The sequence below is a fragment of the Ferruginibacter profundus genome (assembly GCF_054783275.1).
On sequence record NZ_BAAGQW010000002.1, the window covers coordinates 1,156,251 to 1,174,139 of the forward strand.

Consider the following 17,889-nt stretch of genomic DNA (forward strand, 5'->3'; position numbering starts at 1 on the left):
GCATGCACCGGCTTATTATTTACATATTGCTTTTGTATGCAGGTAATGTATTTGCACAACAAAAAAATTATTCCTTTACAAGGTATACCACTGCACAAGGCCTTTGCGATAATATTATACAGTCTATAACGCAAGACAGCCGCGGCTTTATCTGGATCGGCACCAATGAAGGTCTCAGCAGGTTTGATGGGAAGAATTTCAGGAATTTTTACGCTCCCAAAAATGACACCATTGTAAAAAGCAATTCTTTCAGCAATATTTACGAGTATAAAAAAGGGCACCTGCTATTTACCAATTACAACCGTGTGGTTTGCTTTAATACCTATACAGAAAAATTTTATTTACCTGTACTGCCTGCCAGCGCATTTGCCTGGCTGGACAAATCACCCAAAGAAAATATTTTTTACCTGAGTGCTGCAGCCAAAGTGTATATTGCTAATGAACAGCTGAGCATAATTGATAGTATCAGGCTTTCAGAAAAAGCAGGCACGGGCAGCCAGTTAAACGCATTTTATTTAACTGACAGTTTATTATTACTGCAATCTTTCGACACTGTGCTGATTTATAATAACAAAACAAAAAAAACTGCTCCCTTATCCATTGCCTTTAATTTTCCCGATAAAAGCTATATTCCTTTTTTCAGGTATTACGATACTGCAAAACAGGAATTGTACTTCAGCGAATACCGGCTTGGCATCTACCGCTATTCCTTAAAAGAAAAGAAAACGGTGCATTTAGTACGAGACACTAACGGCATTTACTACACTAACAGTTTTGTATATGAAATTGTACCGAAGCCAAACAATGAATTATGGCTACTGGCAGAAAGCGGAATCAGAATCCTTAATACAATTACCAATACCGTTTCGTTTATTACTGCTGCCAAAGACAAAAATGCCTCGGTATTTAACAGTGTTACATTTACCAGCTATACCGATAAGGCCAACAATTTCTGGATTGGCACCAAAGCAGGAATTTATAAATTAAATGCCAATGCATTAGCCATAAAAAGCTGGACCGATGAATTTGTAACCAATGATGGCAGTGGTTTAATGAGTGTGGTAAAAGGGGCTGATAAAAACATGTATGCTTCTGTATATTTTGGCAAGGCATACCAGTTAAATACCAATACCGGTAAAGTAAATGCTTTACAACATCCTGGTAATGCCAACAACTGGGACTTATTTGTTAAAGATGATGAAGTGATACGGACCGGCGCAGGCAACCGCCTCTTGTCTTACAATACCAGTACCAGGCAATTTAAAACAGATAACAGCTTGCAATCTTTTTACCCCCATATAGAATTGCTGGTGCTGGGTTTTGTACACAGCAACGGCGATGTGTGGTATAGTGCTAACCGTGGTGGCGGCTTTGTGCGTAAACTTGCAGGTAATGGCACTTACAAAACCTATAAAAAAGATGATGGCATCAACACTTTCTCCAGTGGCTATTATACCAGTTGTACCGAAGACAGTAAAAAAAACCTTTGGTTTGGTGTTAATAAAACCGATCGCTTGTTACACTGGGACCTGTTGAAAGACCGTTTTAATGAGATCAATTTTTTTACCATAAAAGGAACTGAAAATATCGGCCACCTCGGCATCAATATGGTAACACATGACAGTGCTGATAATATATGGGTGGCATTTGATGGCAGCGGTTTAATAAAATATGACCCTGTTAAAAATACCGCTGTTAATTACAATATTGCCGACGGGTTACCCAGCAATTTTGTGACAGGCCTGCAGTTTGATAATAAAAACCGTTTATGGATAAGTACCCTGAAGGGATTGAGTTGTTTCATCATCCGTGAAAACAAATTCATCAATTTTAAAAAAGAAGATGGTTTACCTGCAGATGATTTTACTGACCATTGCAGCTATTACGATAAAGAAAAAAATATTTTATGGTTTGGCAGCAATAGTACATTAATGGAATTTGATCCCGATGTATTGCTGAATATTACCAAAGAGCAATTCCCTGTTTATACGGATGAAATTATTTTGAATGGAAAAAAATATGATGATACCCTGCAGAATAATTTAAACCTGGGGCCTTCAGAAAATAATTTACAATTTCATTTTACTGGCATTGATTTTAATAAAGGAAAAGAAATTGAATACAGTTACTTACTGCAGGGTGCAGATAAAGACTGGATATTTTCAGGCGTCAATCAAACAGCCTCTTATGCCAATATAAAACCCGGCAACTATACGTTTAAAGTAAGGGCAAAACATAAAGGCGATAACCGCTGGAATGAAACAGAACAACCGGTACACTTTTCTATTGCCACACCATGGAATAAAACCTGGTGGTTTAATGTATTACTGGTAGCAGCACTGGCTTTAGCAGTATGGTATTTAATAAAAACCTATTACACACAAAAATTAGAAAGAGAAAAATCAGAACTGGAAAAACAAAATGCTATTGAGCAGGAACGCATCAGGATGGCCCGCGAACTGCATGATGGCTTAGGCAGTATGCTCAGCGGCATTAAACATTCTTTTTCGGCAATGAAGAATGAAATAACGCTGAATGATGATCAGCAAACCCGGTTTCATTCCAATATTGATAAGCTGAATGAATCAATAAAAGAATTACGCAATATCTCTCACAGTATTGCATCAGAAAATTTAATGTACAACGGGCTGGAAAATTCGCTGAGGGATTATTGTAACAGTATTATACAACCCGGCGTATTGCATATTGCCTTCAGTGCACTGGATACAGAAAAAATGCAACTCACCGAAGAACAGGCTTTTCATATTTTCAGGATAGTGCAGGAACTGATCAATAACATCATCAAACATTCCGGGGCAGCAAATGCTATTGTACAATTAAGTTATAATTCAAACCGGTTGTATGTTACTGTTGAAGATAATGGCAAAGGTTTTGTTTTGGAAGAAGGCCTGAAAAATAAAGGCATGGGCTTAAAAAATATCGAAAGCAGGATAAAAATATTAAAGGGAAAGATGGATTACCGTACCAGGGCCAATGAAGGTACTTCTGCGTTAATGGAGTTTCCCTGTGCAGAAAAAAGTTAAAATAAATTCCTTATTCAATCATATGCATCTGTACGGCCACTTTAATAAGTGCTGCAATATTCTTCGCTTCAAATTTAGCCAATAGATTTTTTCGGTGTGTATCAACAGTTGTACTGCTGATAAACAATTTCTGCGCAATTTCGTTATTGGTCATACCATCTGCAATCAGCTCCAGCACTTCTTTTTCACGCCGCGTTATAACGGGCATATTATTTTGTGTATCTGTTTTTCGCAGGGCGAGTGCCGCATCAAAACTTAAAAACTGCTTTCCTTTTACCACTGTTTCAATTCCTTCCATCAGCTCTTCCTGCGTGGCATTTTTTAGTACATAGCCGGATGCACCGCTGGCAATCATTTTTTCGATAAAACTTTGCTGGTTAAAAGTACTTAACCCCAAAACTGCAATGGCAGGATATTTTTCTTTTACTTCTTTACAAAGGTCAATACCGCTTTTATCAGGCAGGTTAATATCCATTAAAATCACATCCGGTTTTTGCTGCTGCAAAAAAGCCAGGCAGGATGCGGCATTGGTGGCATGGCCCATCCATTCGATATTTTTTTCGTTTTGCAATAATGAATGTATACCTTCTATCACCATGTAGTGATCATCCACTATAAAAATTTTTATTGCCATGCCTTATCCTCAAAAGAGGAATTTAAAATTATAAATTATTGATCTCAATATGTACCGAAGTTCCTTTTTCTTTTCCGGATTGTACATCTAAGTTACCTTTTAAAAATTCAACACGGTTTTGAATATTACTCCAGCCAATTCCTCCCGACCGGTTTAAAATAGCGGTATCAAATCCTTTACCATCATCTTCTACTGTTACCGTTAATTGATTATTGGTTTTACTTACCTGTACCAGGGCAGTTTTAGCAGCTGCGTGCTTCATGGTATTATTGATCAGCTCCTGAACAATACGGTAAATAGTAATGGCAACCGTCTGATCGATCATTACATTTTCCAGCCCGATGGATTGATAGGATACCTGCAATGCCCCGGAATTATTAATATCTGTACAAAAATCCTTTAGTGCCGTATCTAATCCGAATTTAACCAGCGCTTCGGGCATCATATTATGTGCCACCCGGCGCATTTCCTTAATGGAACTGTCCAGCATATCCATGCTGCGTTCAAATGCCTGTGCGTTGTCAGGCGTCATTACCAGATTTCCTCTCATAGTGTTGAATGAATATTTTATTCCCGATAACATGCCCCCCAAACCATCATGCAGGTCTTTGGCTAATCGTGTACGTTCCTGCTCCTCTCCTTTTAATACGGCTTCTGTGGCTGTCAATTGCCGCTCTGTTTCCAATTCGTTTATACGTTGCTGTTGTAGTTTCTGCTTTTGTTTTAAGGTACGGTAGGCCAGCAAAGAAATTATCACCAGGGCAACAGCCCCTCCCATCAATAGATAGTTCAGCGTATTCTTTTTTTGAATTTGTGCCTGCTGCAATAATATCTGGTTGTCTTTTTTTTCCGTTTCGTATTTTATTCTTGTGGCTACTTCTTTTTGCTGCATCGATTCGTTGAATGCTTTGGCTTGTGCTTCATCTCTTTCATAAAAATATTGAAAGCCTTTTTTATAATCCTGCATGGCAAAAGCAATATTCGAAAGCATCCCGAGCGAAGTACTTTTACCTTCCAGCAGGTTTTGCTTTTGCGCCAGTAGTAAGGCTTCGCCGGCCAGTGATTGCGCCTGCACATAATTCTTCTTAGCCAGGTAATATACGGCAAGCGTAAGTTTTGCACTTACCATGGTACCGTCATCCTGCATTGCTTCTGATAACAGCACACTTCTTTCGCCATAGGTTTTTAATATTTCAAAATCGCCTTCTTTTATTGCAATATCACTCAGGTTATTTAATCCCACTGCTTCAAGAGATTTATTATCATCGGCTTTGCCGATAGCTATAGCTTCATTAAAAAGTTTTTTAGCCTCGGGTAATTTGTTCTGCCCGGCATAGGAAAGCCCCAGGTTACTGAGCGCATTGGCCAGCTGCCCCTGGTCATTAATTTTTCTTGCCAGTGATACCGCCTTATTTCCGTATTCAATGGCTTTATCGTACTGGCCCAGGGTCATGTAAAGCGATTGCAGCCCGTCGTTAACAGTACTTTCAATATTGTAATATCCCTTACCATCAAGTATTCTTGAGCCTTCCAATGTGTATTGCACCGCACTATCCAATTCACTCATAAAGCGGTAAGCAGTGCCGATATTAAAAAGCGATACACCAATGTTAAAAGAGTCCTTATCATTACGGGCAATATCCAACACCAGTTTATTGTAGTATAATACCGAGTCGAACTTTGATTGAAAAGAAAGCACATAGGCAAACATCCGGTAAGATTTAAGAACACCTTTTTTATAATTCAGTTGTTTGCTTAAATCCCCGCCTTTTGCAATATAGTACCTGGCCGAATCAGGTGCAGAATTCTCGTATAGTTCGGATAAGGCAAAATAAAGATCTGCCCTGGTGGTATCTGCTTTGGCATTCGCCAGCAAATGCAGCAAGCTATCTTTACCGGAATGCTGTTGCGCAAAGATTGCCAGGCGCAGTGTAAAAAAAATAATTATGAAAAGAAATTTTTGCATGGCTGTATATCTATGGCAATTATGCAAATAAACTAATACTAAAAGATTACACTACTCCCCTTTTTACAGGATTTTATAGCAATTAAAAGAAAGCTGCACTATACATTTAACTCAATTAAAACAGAAGTGCCTTTTCCCTGCTGCGAATTGATATCCAGTTTCCCTTTTAAGAAATCAACACGGCTTTGAATATTGCTCCAGCCAATTCCGCGGCCACCCTGCTCATCCGGTCGCAATCTTACATTTTCTAAAATAGCTGTATCAAATCCTTTACCATCATCCTCAACAGTTACTGATAATTGCCCGTCCGATTTTGTTACCTGCACAATGGCTGTTGTTGCAGCAGCATGCTTCAATGTATTATTGATGAGCTCCTGCACAATGCGGTAGATAGTAATCGCTGTAGTCTGATCGATCTCTGCATTTTCTAATCCGATAGATTGATAATTGATTTTTAATGCACCACTCTGGTTAATATCAGCGCAAAAATCTTTCAGTGCAGTGTCCAATCCAAATTTTACCAAAGCCTCAGGCATCATATTATGTGCCACACGGCGCATTTCTTTAATAGAGCTGTCCAGCATGTCCATACTACGTTCAAATGCCTGGCTGTTTTCCGCTGTCATTACTAAATTTCCCTTCATAGTATTGAATGAATATTTTATTCCCGACAACATGCCCCCTAAACCATCATGAAGGTCTTTTGCTAATCTTGTCCGCTCCTGTTCTTCTCCTTTTAATACGGCTTCGGTAGCAGTCAATTGTTGTTGTGTTTCCAATTCAGCAATTCTTTGTTGCTGCAGTTTTTGCTTTTGCCTGTAATTGCGATAGGCAAGTAATGATAGTACCAGCAATGTAATGGCACTGCCGATTAAAATATAATTGAGGGTATTTTTCTGGCGGATAGATAATTCCTGTATCTTTTTTTCTGCCTCCAGTTCATTCACTTCGTTTTGTTTTTTCTCGTAATTATACCTTGCCTGGCGGAACTCCATTTGCCGGATATTATCTGCCTGGTATAAAGAATCTTTAATTACCCCAACAGAATCCTTATAGGCAAATGCTTTGGTAAAATTGCCCAGTTGTTTGTATACTTCCGCATAATTTTCAAAATACATTTGTTTAGAGGTAGTGATCTGTGAATAGTCGAGGTATTTTGCCGAAGAATCCAAATGCGCTGCGGCAAGTTCTGGCTTTTTTAATTCTGCTTCATTAGCCGCAATATTTAAAAAATTGTTACCAATGCCGGCGGTAAAATTATATTTCCTGGCAAAGTCCAGGCACAGCGTATAATAATCAATTGCCTTCTGGTATTGTTTGGTATTGTAGTAATACATTGCACTCATAAAATCGCAGGAGTAGATCATATTGAGGTTGTTCATTTCCAGTGCAATTTTTTTTGCAGAATCCAGTATGCGCAACCCTCTTTCTGCATCTCTTTTTGCATTTACCAAACTACCACCATAGGCATACCATGCATTTAAGAGGTTGGCTTTGTCATTATTGCGCCTGGCAAATGCCAACCCTTTTTCACTGTACTTAATACCTTCATCCCACCTGTTAATGGTGCCATAAGCAATAGAAAGATTACTGTATAAAACACCCAGGTCGCTGTTGTTCGGGTTGTCTTTTAAATAAATTTCCTCTGCCTTCAGGTAATAAAAAGTAGCCGTTTCATAATCGGCATTGTTGGCATGCAGTAATCCTAAATTAATATAACAGGTTCCCATGGATACCCGGGACCTTAAATTATCCGGGAACTTTGAAAATATTTTTATCGCCCTCTCATAATTATCAATAGAAGCCTGCGTTTGATTAGCCAGCTGTATAGTAGCTGCTAAAAAATAAGATTGTGCTTTAAAAAAATCATTCTTTTTAACGGTCGAAAAAGAATCGATCTTTTTTTGGCAGCGCCAGGCTTCCGCAGTGTCTTTGTACTTTATTTTATTCCCCAGCTGTACCAGCAGCCTTACTTTTTCTGTATCATTCGGTTCTGTCTTCATTCGGTTGCGGATACTATCGAAAACTTTGTCCTGCGATAACCCGATAAAGGGCATATAGCAGATGATAAGGAGTATAATTTTTCTCATACAGTAAAATAGGGAATTGTATCCAAAATACAAATAAACTAAAGTACCTCTTAAACCAGCTCCCCTTTTTACAGGATTTTTATTTTTCAAATCTCCTGTTTTTAAAGGATAGTAAATCTTACCAATGCAGAATAGGTTTGCTGCAATTAAAAAAACTTTATGCGACAAACCTACCTTTTACTTTTAGTACTATGCTTTAATTATAGTAAAGCCCAATGGAACAACGACCCCACTGTAAATAATGCAGTGTGTAATTTTACCGGCAGCCAATCCAATGTACAAATGACAAGCGACGGAACCGGCGGCTACATTGCCGTTTGGGAAGATACCCGGAATTCTTCTACTGATATTTATGCACAACACGTTAGTGCAACAGGTAATTTACTCTGGGCTACGGCCGGTGTACCCTTGTGTACGGCAGCTTTTAATCAGCTCAATCCTAAAATTGTAACAGACGGTGCAGGCGGTGCCGTTATTGCATGGATCGATGACAGGAACGGGGCCGGTGCAGGAAACTATGATATTTATGCACAGCGTGTAAATGCAAGCGGGGTGGTACAATGGGGTGCAGATGGTTTACCTGTTTGCACGGCAACAGGCATTCAAAACAACCAGCAATTACTGGCAGATAATTCAGGCGCTATGATTGTGTGGAGTGATGGACGGGGTGGCAGTGCCAATGCAGACATTTACGCTCAGCGCCTTAACCAGGCGGGTACACCATTGTGGACGATTGATGGCATATCTGTATGTAATGCCTCTTCTTTACAAAATATGCCGCAGATAATAAGTGATGGCGGTGCCGGCAGTGCTATTGTATCATGGGAAGACTGGAGAAATTTCAGCCAGCCGGATATTTATGCACAGCATATTTCCAATGGATTTACCGACTGGACATTTAATGGTGTAGTGATTTGTTCGGAACCCAATTTTGCACAACAATACAACACAAAAATGGTTGCCGATGGTAGTGGTGGCGCTATTATGTGCTGGGAAGATAAAAGAAATTCCGGATCGAATACAGACCTGTACGCACAGCGTGTAAACAACTCCGGTAGTGTGCAATGGACCAGTAATGGTATAGCCATTTGCACTGCAGCCGGCATACAATTTTCGCACCAGGTTGTTGCCGATGCCGGCGGAGGTTTTATTTTTACCTGGGAAGACAGAAGAACAGACCGGGATATTTATGCACAACGGATTAATGCAGCCGGTACCGCACAATGGGCTGCAAACGGTATCCCGGTTTGTAATACCGCCGATACACAGGAGGAACCGCAGCTGGTAGCCAGAACAGCAGGCGGCGCTGTATTTGTGTGGACAGATTCGAGGAACAGTGCCCAGCAGGATATTTATGCACAGGCTTTGGATGCCACGGGTGTTGCGTTATGGACTGCCAACGGTGTACCTGTTGCCAATGAAGGCCATGCCCAATCTGCTGCAAAACTTATCAGTGATGGCGCTAATGGCGCCTTTATTGCATGGACGGATCTGCGAACCACACTCGACTATGATATTTATTCATCAAAAATTTCGGCAGCAGGCACACTGCCATTACACCTACTTTCATTTGATGCCACAGCAAACAGGAATGATGTTACATTGGTATGGAATACCGAAAACGAAATCAACACTTCGTATTTTGACGTAGAGTTTTCTACAGATGGAATAAACTTTAAAAAACTGGCAACGGTAAGAGCCAATAATGTACCGGGAAAAAATAGTTATAGTTTTATACACTCCGGCGTAGCAGACAATGTGTTATTCTACCGGATAAAGCAGGTTGATCTTGATGGCAGGTTTATTTACACTGCGACGGTAAAAATAAATATCAACCAAAGTATCCAGGTTAGTGTATATCCAAATCCTGCAGCGGCAATACTGCAGGTAAAAAATACCAGTACCGTTACCGATGACTTTGTACAGGTAATTTCAAGTGATGGAAAAATACTGCTGCAACAAAAAGCAACAGTAAATATGCAGGTGAACATCAAAAATTTAAATGCAGGAGTGTATATACTGCGTGTAATAAAGAAAGATAAAACCATGCAGGCTTTTTCTTTTATCAAACAATAAATCATTGCATCATTTTATAACAGGAGCGGCGCTTAATTGCGCCGTTCCTGTTGTTGCAACCTGCTCCCTGTTTTCCATGATTTTTCATCGTTGTTATAATATCCTGTTTTTGCAGGATTGTAAACAGATGTATTGCGTATCATCTTTACAGTATCAATAATCAACAATAAAAAAAACCTGAAATGAAAAAAATATTTTTTGCACTTACGGTGTTTTGTGGCACTGCAGTTACCGCACAACCGCCGGTTAAAATGACGGAGAAACCAATTCTTGTAAACAAGATGATAAAAAATCTGCCTGCCGCCTACGATTTCAGTAATATAAAAATGTGTGTAGACAGGCCTGCAGCTAACGGCAATCTCCCCGAAAGAAATTTTACGGCTGTAAAACAACCGCCCAGGATTAACAGCGATGGCAGTTACAATGCCATTGGAGTAAGCCGCCAGCCATTGGCAGGCGAAACGCCTAAAATGTGGGACCCCGGGCAAACCATTACTGTATTTCTTTCTCCTAATAACGGATCTGATTTTATAAGAGATAAAGTAAAATTTTATGCCCGCCAGTGGGAAAGTATTGCCAACATAAAATTCGATTTTAATTCCAGTTTCAGTAATGCAAAAATAAAAGTAGAATTTGGCAGTGATAATAAAAGCTGGTCGTGGATAGGGCGTGATGTACTCTTCAATCCCCTGCAATTTTACACCGTGCATTTTGGCATGTTTAATAACAGCACTTTCGAAGATGAATTCCGGAGGGTGATATTGCATGAATTTGGCCATGCACTGGGATTTATACACGAACATCAATCTCCTGCTGCCGGTGGCATTCCCTGGGATAAAGAAAAAGTATATGCCTATTTTGCCGGCCCGCCTAATAATTGGTCGAGGGCAGAAGTTGACTTTAATATTTTTGCGAAATATTCAAAATCAACCACCAACTATTCTGCCTATGATCCGCTCTCTATCATGCATTACAATTTTGATGCTTCGTTAACCACCAATGGCCAGTCAACTCCTGTTAATACAGATTTTTCTTCAACAGACAGGCAATATGCACGGCAGTTGTATCCCTTTCCCGTTACACCCTCAGGCGCAAGCGGCACTTTACGCACAGGAGATGATTGCGATATGGTTGATTTTAGGGTAGACTACAATGCAGTGCCTGCAGACAAAGTAGAATTTACTTTACAATTGGGTGAATTGAATTCTAAAAAAACAACCTGGTGGAAACAGATCGGTATACCAAAGACAAACAATACAGAAACATTGTTGTGGGTACAAAATCATTCCCTGATAAAAGAAGAAAACAGGACCACAGTAACTGTACAGATCCCCTTGAGTGAAATTGACGTGAATAAAGGCATCAGTTTCTGGAAAGCTAAATTATTGGGTGTGCATACTTTATTAAATTATAAATGGAATGTACTACCGGCCATACAGGGTGGTTGCAGGGTAACCTTGTCGTGGAATAAAGATACCTGTCTTTAATTATTAAAATCCTGTTTTTAAGGGATTGCATCAACACAATAATAAAAACATATTTGTAGCATAAAAATTTATAACAATGAAAAAGATCATACTACTGATTTTTCTTACCGGTACAATAACTACAATTTTTGCACAAGGTGGCAGGATACGCATTTCCTTTGTTGGCTTTGACTGTTATCGTGAAACCTGGGATGATATTTTAAACAGCGATGGAAAAGGAGATGAAGTATTTTTTAATTTTTCTTTTTTACTTGCTGATAAAAATGGTAATTCAAAACTGAGTTACGAAAAACGGACCGCTGTATATGGCGATGCCACCGGCCAATTCTCCAACCGCATCAGTGCAGGTAGTTGTGTGGATCTGTTCAACAATAATAAGGGTGGTATAAAAGCAGGCGATACATACCGCTGCAATGATATCATTGGAGAGTACGATATGAATGAAAGCGATATTCTAACCATTGTTCCCACAGCCTGGGAGCATGACCCTATTGCTGATAATTCCATTGCATTCATGACAACGTTTAAAAGTTTTTACAATAATATCAACCAAAAAATAGCCCCGATAATGATCGGCTTTAATGTACTCACCGGAAATTTAGGTGCAGTAATTTATCATTCTGCAAGCTTAGGTATATCAAAGGTAAGAGCCGGTGGCGACCAGGGCGAATTAGGCAAACCGGGCACACGCCCTATCGGCATGGAAAAGTATGGTGATTTTTCTGCCAAACTCGTGGCATTAAATACACCCAATCTTGTTACCATCTGTAATAGCGATATGGGTTTTGGTAAAGGTGTAATTGCAGTAAATTATGATGAAGCTGCTGTAGGCAATCTCCGTGATCATGGTAATTACACCATATTGATCCGTGTAGAATACACACCTAAACAAACACCACCGCCACCACCGCCACCCGCAAACAATACCAATAATAATATGGGTGTTAAACAATTGAATATCCCGGCCACAACAAACACAATTGCAGGGGTATGGACGGGGACCTATGGTACCGGGCAAAATAATACACCAAGTTTTTATTCCTTCCGTTTAAATGCGGATGGCACCATGCAGCTGGTAGACGCCAGTGGCAATATCACTGCAAAAGGCAATTATGTTTTTTCAAATAATCAACTCTCCGGAAAATACACCTACAATAATGGCGGCGTATTTTCAGTTGCTGCTACATTAACAGGCTCGCAATTAAATGGTACCTGGGGCAGTGGCACCAACACCAGCGGTGGTGGAAAATGGATAATGAATAAAGCTGCTCTTAGCGCAACAAGTAATATAAGATAAAAAACTGCTCATAAAATAAATCCTGTAAAAACAGGATTTATTTTATGGCTACCGTGCTGCATTTTTGAAAAAAAAATAAACACAACACCCGTGGTGTCTTCCTACAATTTTTCCTGGTAAGGAAGGCCGTACATTTTAATAACACTATAGTTAAAACGCATAAATATTCTTTCATGAAAAAGTATTTCCTTTTATTGATCTTTCTTTCCGCAGGTTTTTTAACGTTGGCACAACCGGGTAAAAAACCGGCGTCAAAAGAAAAGCCGCCTACGCAAAAAGAAATGGAAGACATGATGAAAGAGGCGCAAAAAGCCATAGATGAAATGAGCCCCGAAGATAAAAAGATGATGGACAGTATGGGTATAAAAATGCCCTCCTTAAAAAATGTGCCCAAAGTAAGTGATCAGCAACTGGCCCAGGCCTGGGAAACAGAAAATCTTATTGTGCCTAAAAAAGATAATGCCAGGATCGCTGCTATCCTTAAAACGCCTTTATCTTCCGGCAGTGTAGCTGCATTTGTTACGGATGTGCATAATAAAACATTGCAATTGTTATGGCCTGAATCAAAAACGCTGGCAGAAAAAATTTACAGTCAATTAAAATCGGCGGGTAAAAACAGTGATGCCATTGGCAATACAGCTGCAGGTTTATGGATCATGGGGCGTTTGCAACCGGCTTTATACATCATGGGTAAAATTTGTGTTGAAGATGCTGCTAATAGCGATAACCTGGCCAACTACGCCTCCATGATATCAATGTGTGGCATACAGCAATTGGCAATTCCCCTGCTTAATTATCTCAATGCAAAATATCCCGGCAACAGTACTATCCTGAATAATCTTGGGCAGGCCTGGTTTGGTTTGGGTGATATGGATAAATCCACAAAATATTTAGACAGCACGATACGCATTTATGCCAACCATCCGCAGGCCAATCTTACCAAATCATTTATTGCAGAGGAAAAAGGAAATAAAGAAGAAGCGGTGAGCCTGGTAAAAAAATCGATGCTGCATGCGTATTCAAAAGATAAAGAAGACCGGTTACGCAAACTGGGGTATAAAATGAATAGTGATGATATTAAACTGCCACCTAAAACAAAAGCAGATCCGCTGAATCTTGGTGGTTCTGCACCACCGGTTTTTCCTAAATCGGTAGATGAGTGTATTGCGCTTGAGCCCATATGGGCTGGCTACAGGGAGCAACTGGACCGCAAGATCAATATGCTGGGCAAGCAATACAAAGATGCCTTGAAAACGGCTACTGACATGCAGCAGAAAAGAAATGAGGCTGATATAGCTATGGTAAAAGCTTCGCTGAATGCAGGCAGTCCGCAAGGCATGTTAACAGCCATGCCTTTGCATGCGGCCGCTGCCTCGCTTAAGGCCAACCAGGTTACCGAAGAGTACCGCCGTAAACTGGAAGCATGGTCAAAAAAAATGTCGGCCTTCCTGTCAGGAAGATCGGTTCAACTAAAAAAGAATTACGAAGCTTCTATGGAATTGCTGCGTAAACAAGACCTGGAACAAACCGGGGAAGGACTACCTAACGTTGACTTCTGTCCGAAATATAAAGCTACTGCTGACCAGTATTTAAGCGGGTATAACAGTGAACTGGAAAATTTATACAAAGAGTATATCTCTATTGAAAAACCTTACCTGAATGACCTTGCTTACTGGCTGATGTATGTGCAATGGCCCGAAATGTTTGAAGCCACAAAACTACAGACTCAGATGACCTGGCTGGGTGCACTTAAAGCACAGGAGCCCGTGGGCTTTGAATCCATTACTACCTACAAATGTGTAAAACCACTTCCCGGTGCAGCCGGAAAACTTTCGGAGTTTGATGATGTGGCCTGTAAATACCACAGCGAACTGAAATTGGGATTAGGCAGCATAAAATCAGACTGCAGCAGGATGACCACTGAACTGGATGCAGGAATTATTAAACTGGGTTTAAAACAAAATATGGATAAGGAAACTTTTGCCGACCAGTTTATGACCTGTAATGTTGAAGTGGGCGCACAAATAGGCAAGACAGTAAAAACAGGGCCTTTAACAGTAGGTGTATCTGCAGGTGGCCGTATTGGTATGGAAATAGACAGGAATGGAGTAAGTGATGTATATACAGTTGGTGGCGTAGGTGCGGCAGCAGGCGTTGGGGATGTTTCTATTGACGCAGGTATAGAAGGAAAGATAAGTTTGATCAGCGGCAGTGGTTCTATTTATGGTACCGGCATTTTTCAGAAATAATTTTTTACAGCAATGAAAACATTTGTTTTAATAGTCTCTATTACAGCAATATCATACTCCTTTGCGCAGCCCAACCTGCAACAGCGTATACAGGACAGTGTTATTGGATGGAAAAGCCTGTTAAATTTTAAAAACAAACAGTATAAACCACTGGTTGTTGACGGGCAAACATTTTCGCCTTACCAGCAATCATTAAGGGATTCATTTATTACCTGGATACAGCGGAGCTACACGCCTATTGGTGGTTTTGGAGATATTTACCAGAGAGACTTTACCTCCCGGCAAAATAAATTTCCGGTGCCCCAAAGCATTGGAATGACCGCAGGCTTTTATGGCTTTTATAAGAACGGGCGTACAGGCAAATATCAAATGACGCCAAATGAAGACCATGATGATGTTTTCATTTATACCAACACCCTTGCAGGTATTAACAATGCTGCACTGCTTAGTTCACCTGATTGCTTTTATTTTACGATGCCAAAAGATAATTATGCCAGCACTTTTACCAATCAAAAATTAATTGATGAGGTAAAAGGATTTGGATTGCATGATGACAGCCGCTTTTCAAAATACATGGTTTATTTTTTATCCCAAAGCTGGGTAACCGTTGTATTGATACCCGGCAACAAACTGCCTGTTGAGCAATTAACGAAGGGTGAAGTACTGGTGCTTTGTGAAAAAGGTTTGCAAAAAGAACTGGAAGAAAAAAAGAACGAAGCAAGGCATATGTCATCCAACAACCCGTCTTACTATGCCGGCATAATAAAAGACCTGGATGAAAAATTATACCCGCAATGCATAAAAAACCTGAACGCCTTAAAAGGAAAATATAAAAGCCGGTTGAATGAGCCTGCAGAACTTTATGGCTGGGCGGGGCCTTCATTTTCAGAATTTACAAGTACCAGCAGTTTGCCCACACTTTTTATTGAAGACTGGTACCAGGATATTCCCGGCTATCCTGTATACCGTTATACAAAAGAAGCCATTGAGAACAGCAAAAAAGATAAACCGCTTTGGATAGAGATAACCTGGCCCATTGCAAAACCGGGTACAAGGGTAAAATCGTATGAGGTACACAGAGCCATGCTGCGCTATTTTAATTTTGATTATGTGTACGACTATTTTTTCAATCCCGGAAAAATAAAAGGAATGGCTTACACTCCATCCAATGCCGGGGAACAGAAAGAGCAGGTACAACAGTTGAAAAAACATTACGCTGTTAGTGAAAAATAAACCATTGCCGCAGGGCGTATTTTTTATGGATGATTTTAGCCAATGCTGACAGGATAATGGCAGGCCGTTCTGTTCATCAACAACAAACAAGTGGCTGCACCAAAGGATTTTAAAAAGAGTTATTGCAAAGTCTGTATTTGAGAAGGAGTCACGCCAGCCACCACATTCAGCAAGATCGCTTTCAATAACACACAAAAAAACAGAGCCCGGGCGGTACTCCAATGCAGTGAATGTTCATTTAGTAACCTGGAGATCAGTAAAGATCAATCCCCTTCTATCATATATTGTATCAACTAAAATCCCTTTTTTACGGGATTGTGCCTGCTGTTTCTTCTTCACATCTTTACAGTACAAACTACAACAACTTTATTTTGAAAAACTTAATAAAGAACAATGAAACGATATTTCGCTACTTTAACACCATTAGTTTTATGCTGCGCTGTGGCAATGCTGCTGCAGTTTAAAACACAGGCACAAAAAAAAGTAGTGCCGGTTACGCAATCAATTGTTACAGCCATTACATTGCCGGCTGGTACTAAAAAAGACAGCCGGCTGCTGACAGAAGTGGCTGCCAGAGCCCTGCTGCAGGCAGAAGCAACACATACCGGTGCCGCTGTAAGCAGTATAGAAGTGCTGTACCTTCCGGTTACATTCACCGCTGATTCCCTTAACCAGTTATTCAGTATATCAGGCTGGACAGCCACCCCTTCTGCAACAGATAAAAAATGTCAGTGGTTACAAAAAGACGGGCATGCCGTAATAGCTTATATCTCACCCGGAAAAAATCAAACTGAATTGTACGTGGGAGCAACAAACAGCACTTCAACAATACAACAAACTACCACGGGTACAGACGTTACACAACAAAATCAAACCGCCACGCAGCAAACCACTGCACAGCAAACCGATGTACAGCAACCCTCACAAAGTATCAATCAACCTGCTGCAAAAGACGGCTATGCTTTTAATACCACCAATTTTGATGATGGCTGGAATAGCGTGATACAAGATGACTGGGTGCTTGTAACAAAGGGCGATATAAAAGTTTACCTGTTTTATGCATTGCCTTTTAATGGTTCTGATTTCACAGGCACAGGACTGAGAGCCAGGGATTATTACTGGGATAACATTGTAACAAAATATTTTACTGTTGAAACAAAACAATACAAGGATAACGGTGAAATGATTGGTAGCTTACAACCCGACTACGTGGAAGGATGGGCCACCGACAAAGCCACAGGTGAAAAAAGATTTATTGGCATGCGGCTGGATAATGCCCCTAACACAGCCTATATCACTATCGGTTCTGCAAAAGACGAAGCTTCGTTATGGCAACAGTTTCCCAAAGGCAATGGCACCGGCTTTGGTCCTTCCGATCTTTCGAACATGAGCAGTTATAACAAATTTGCCATTGGTGAAAATGATATTTTAGGCACCTGGCAGGATGGTAATACCTCTGCCCTGCAATGGTATTACACTGCGTCTTCGGGTAACCCGGGTGGTTATGCCGGCATGACTGTGGCCGCCAGGAGCGCTACATTTACTTTTAATACAGGCGGTAATTACACCAGCATTCACAATGGTGCCACCGGCGCTGTGGGGGCAATGAGCACTTTTCAGCAAAATTACAAAGGCAGTTACACGGTTACTAACTGGAGCATTACTGCCACCAACAGGTGGGAAGGTAAAACAGAAAACTTTAACAGCTGGTTTAAAGTAATAAGGGGTGGAAGGATATTATGCATGGATGCAGGTGGCATGCAGTACAGGCTGGTAAGAACAAAATAAAAACAGGAATTACATACAACCCAAA

At 40.4% G+C, this 17,889-nt stretch carries 10 protein-coding genes; 7 read left to right on the plus strand and 3 right to left on the minus strand.

All coding sequences use genetic code 11. The annotated features are described in order from the left end of the window. Positions 1 to 2: 2 nt before the first annotated feature. Entirely contained in the window at positions 3 to 3,044 is a 3,042-nt protein-coding gene (locus ACYVM0_RS15130; RefSeq protein ID WP_460558171.1) for a sensor histidine kinase, read from the plus strand. Between the two features lie 10 nt (positions 3,045 to 3,054). On the opposite strand, the gene ACYVM0_RS15135 is transcribed toward ACYVM0_RS15130, so the two are convergent. The 3 genes from ACYVM0_RS15135 to ACYVM0_RS15145 form a co-directional block, all read right to left on the minus strand. Next, entirely contained in the window at positions 3,055 to 3,657 is a 603-nt protein-coding gene (locus ACYVM0_RS15135) for a response regulator (protein WP_460558172.1), read from the minus strand. A gap of 49 nt (positions 3,658 to 3,706) precedes the next feature. After that, positions 3,707 to 5,644, minus strand: a complete 1,938-nt coding sequence (locus tag ACYVM0_RS15140; protein WP_460558173.1) for a tetratricopeptide repeat-containing sensor histidine kinase — start codon at positions 5,642 to 5,644, stop codon at positions 3,707 to 3,709. Between the two features lie 98 nt (positions 5,645 to 5,742). Further along, on the minus strand, positions 5,743 to 7,734 hold the full coding sequence (locus tag ACYVM0_RS15145; protein WP_460558174.1) for a tetratricopeptide repeat-containing sensor histidine kinase: 1,992 nt from the start codon (positions 7,732 to 7,734) through the stop codon (positions 5,743 to 5,745). A 159-nt stretch (positions 7,735 to 7,893) separates the two neighbouring features. Between ACYVM0_RS15145 and ACYVM0_RS15150 the strand changes: the two genes are divergently transcribed. The 6 genes from ACYVM0_RS15150 (at position 7,894) to ACYVM0_RS15175 (ending at position 17,864) form a co-directional block, all read left to right on the plus strand. Then, positions 7,894 to 9,810 carry a T9SS type A sorting domain-containing protein gene (locus ACYVM0_RS15150; RefSeq protein WP_460558175.1) on the plus strand — a complete coding sequence of 639 codons (1,917 nt, stop codon included), beginning with the start codon at positions 7,894 to 7,896 and terminating at the stop codon, positions 9,808 to 9,810. A 182-nt stretch (positions 9,811 to 9,992) separates the two neighbouring features. After that, a complete protein-coding gene (locus ACYVM0_RS15155) occupies positions 9,993 to 11,297 on the plus strand; it encodes a zinc metalloprotease (RefSeq protein ID WP_460558176.1) in 1,305 nt (434 codons plus the stop codon). A gap of 76 nt (positions 11,298 to 11,373) precedes the next feature. Then, the gene (locus ACYVM0_RS15160) at positions 11,374 to 12,594 is read left to right on the plus strand and encodes a hypothetical protein (protein WP_460558177.1); all 1,221 of its coding nucleotides are present in this window, start codon (positions 11,374 to 11,376) and stop codon (positions 12,592 to 12,594) included. Positions 12,595 to 12,767: 173 nt separating this feature from the next. Then, positions 12,768 to 14,843, plus strand: coding sequence for a tetratricopeptide repeat protein (locus ACYVM0_RS15165; protein WP_460558178.1), 2,076 nt, complete (start codon positions 12,768 to 12,770; stop codon positions 14,841 to 14,843). Positions 14,844 to 14,855: 12 nt separating this feature from the next. Further along, positions 14,856 to 16,076, plus strand: coding sequence for a hypothetical protein (locus ACYVM0_RS15170; protein ID WP_460558179.1), 1,221 nt, complete (start codon positions 14,856 to 14,858; stop codon positions 16,074 to 16,076). A gap of 393 nt (positions 16,077 to 16,469) precedes the next feature. After that, positions 16,470 to 17,864, plus strand: coding sequence for a hypothetical protein (locus ACYVM0_RS15175; RefSeq protein ID WP_460558180.1), 1,395 nt, complete (start codon positions 16,470 to 16,472; stop codon positions 17,862 to 17,864). The last annotated feature ends 25 nt before the right edge of the window (positions 17,865 to 17,889 follow it).

Bases quoted from the DNA above. Each gene is read 5' to 3' on its own strand.
- ACYVM0_RS15130 (WP_460558171.1), top strand. From the start codon at position 3: ATGCACCGGCTTATTATTTACATATTGCTTTTGTATGCAGGTAATGTA.
- ACYVM0_RS15140 (WP_460558173.1), bottom strand. From the start codon at position 5,644: ATGCAAAAATTTCTTTTCATAATTATTTTTTTTACACTGCGCCTGGCA.
- ACYVM0_RS15145 (WP_460558174.1), bottom strand. From the start codon at position 7,734: ATGAGAAAAATTATACTCCTTATCATCTGCTATATGCCCTTTATCGGG.
- ACYVM0_RS15150 (WP_460558175.1), top strand. From the start codon at position 7,894: ATGCGACAAACCTACCTTTTACTTTTAGTACTATGCTTTAATTATAGT.
- ACYVM0_RS15155 (WP_460558176.1), top strand. From the start codon at position 9,993: ATGAAAAAAATATTTTTTGCACTTACGGTGTTTTGTGGCACTGCAGTT.
- ACYVM0_RS15160 (WP_460558177.1), top strand. From the start codon at position 11,374: ATGAAAAAGATCATACTACTGATTTTTCTTACCGGTACAATAACTACA.
- ACYVM0_RS15165 (WP_460558178.1), top strand. From the start codon at position 12,768: ATGAAAAAGTATTTCCTTTTATTGATCTTTCTTTCCGCAGGTTTTTTA.
- ACYVM0_RS15170 (WP_460558179.1), top strand. From the start codon at position 14,856: ATGAAAACATTTGTTTTAATAGTCTCTATTACAGCAATATCATACTCC.
- ACYVM0_RS15175 (WP_460558180.1), top strand. From the start codon at position 16,470: ATGAAACGATATTTCGCTACTTTAACACCATTAGTTTTATGCTGCGCT.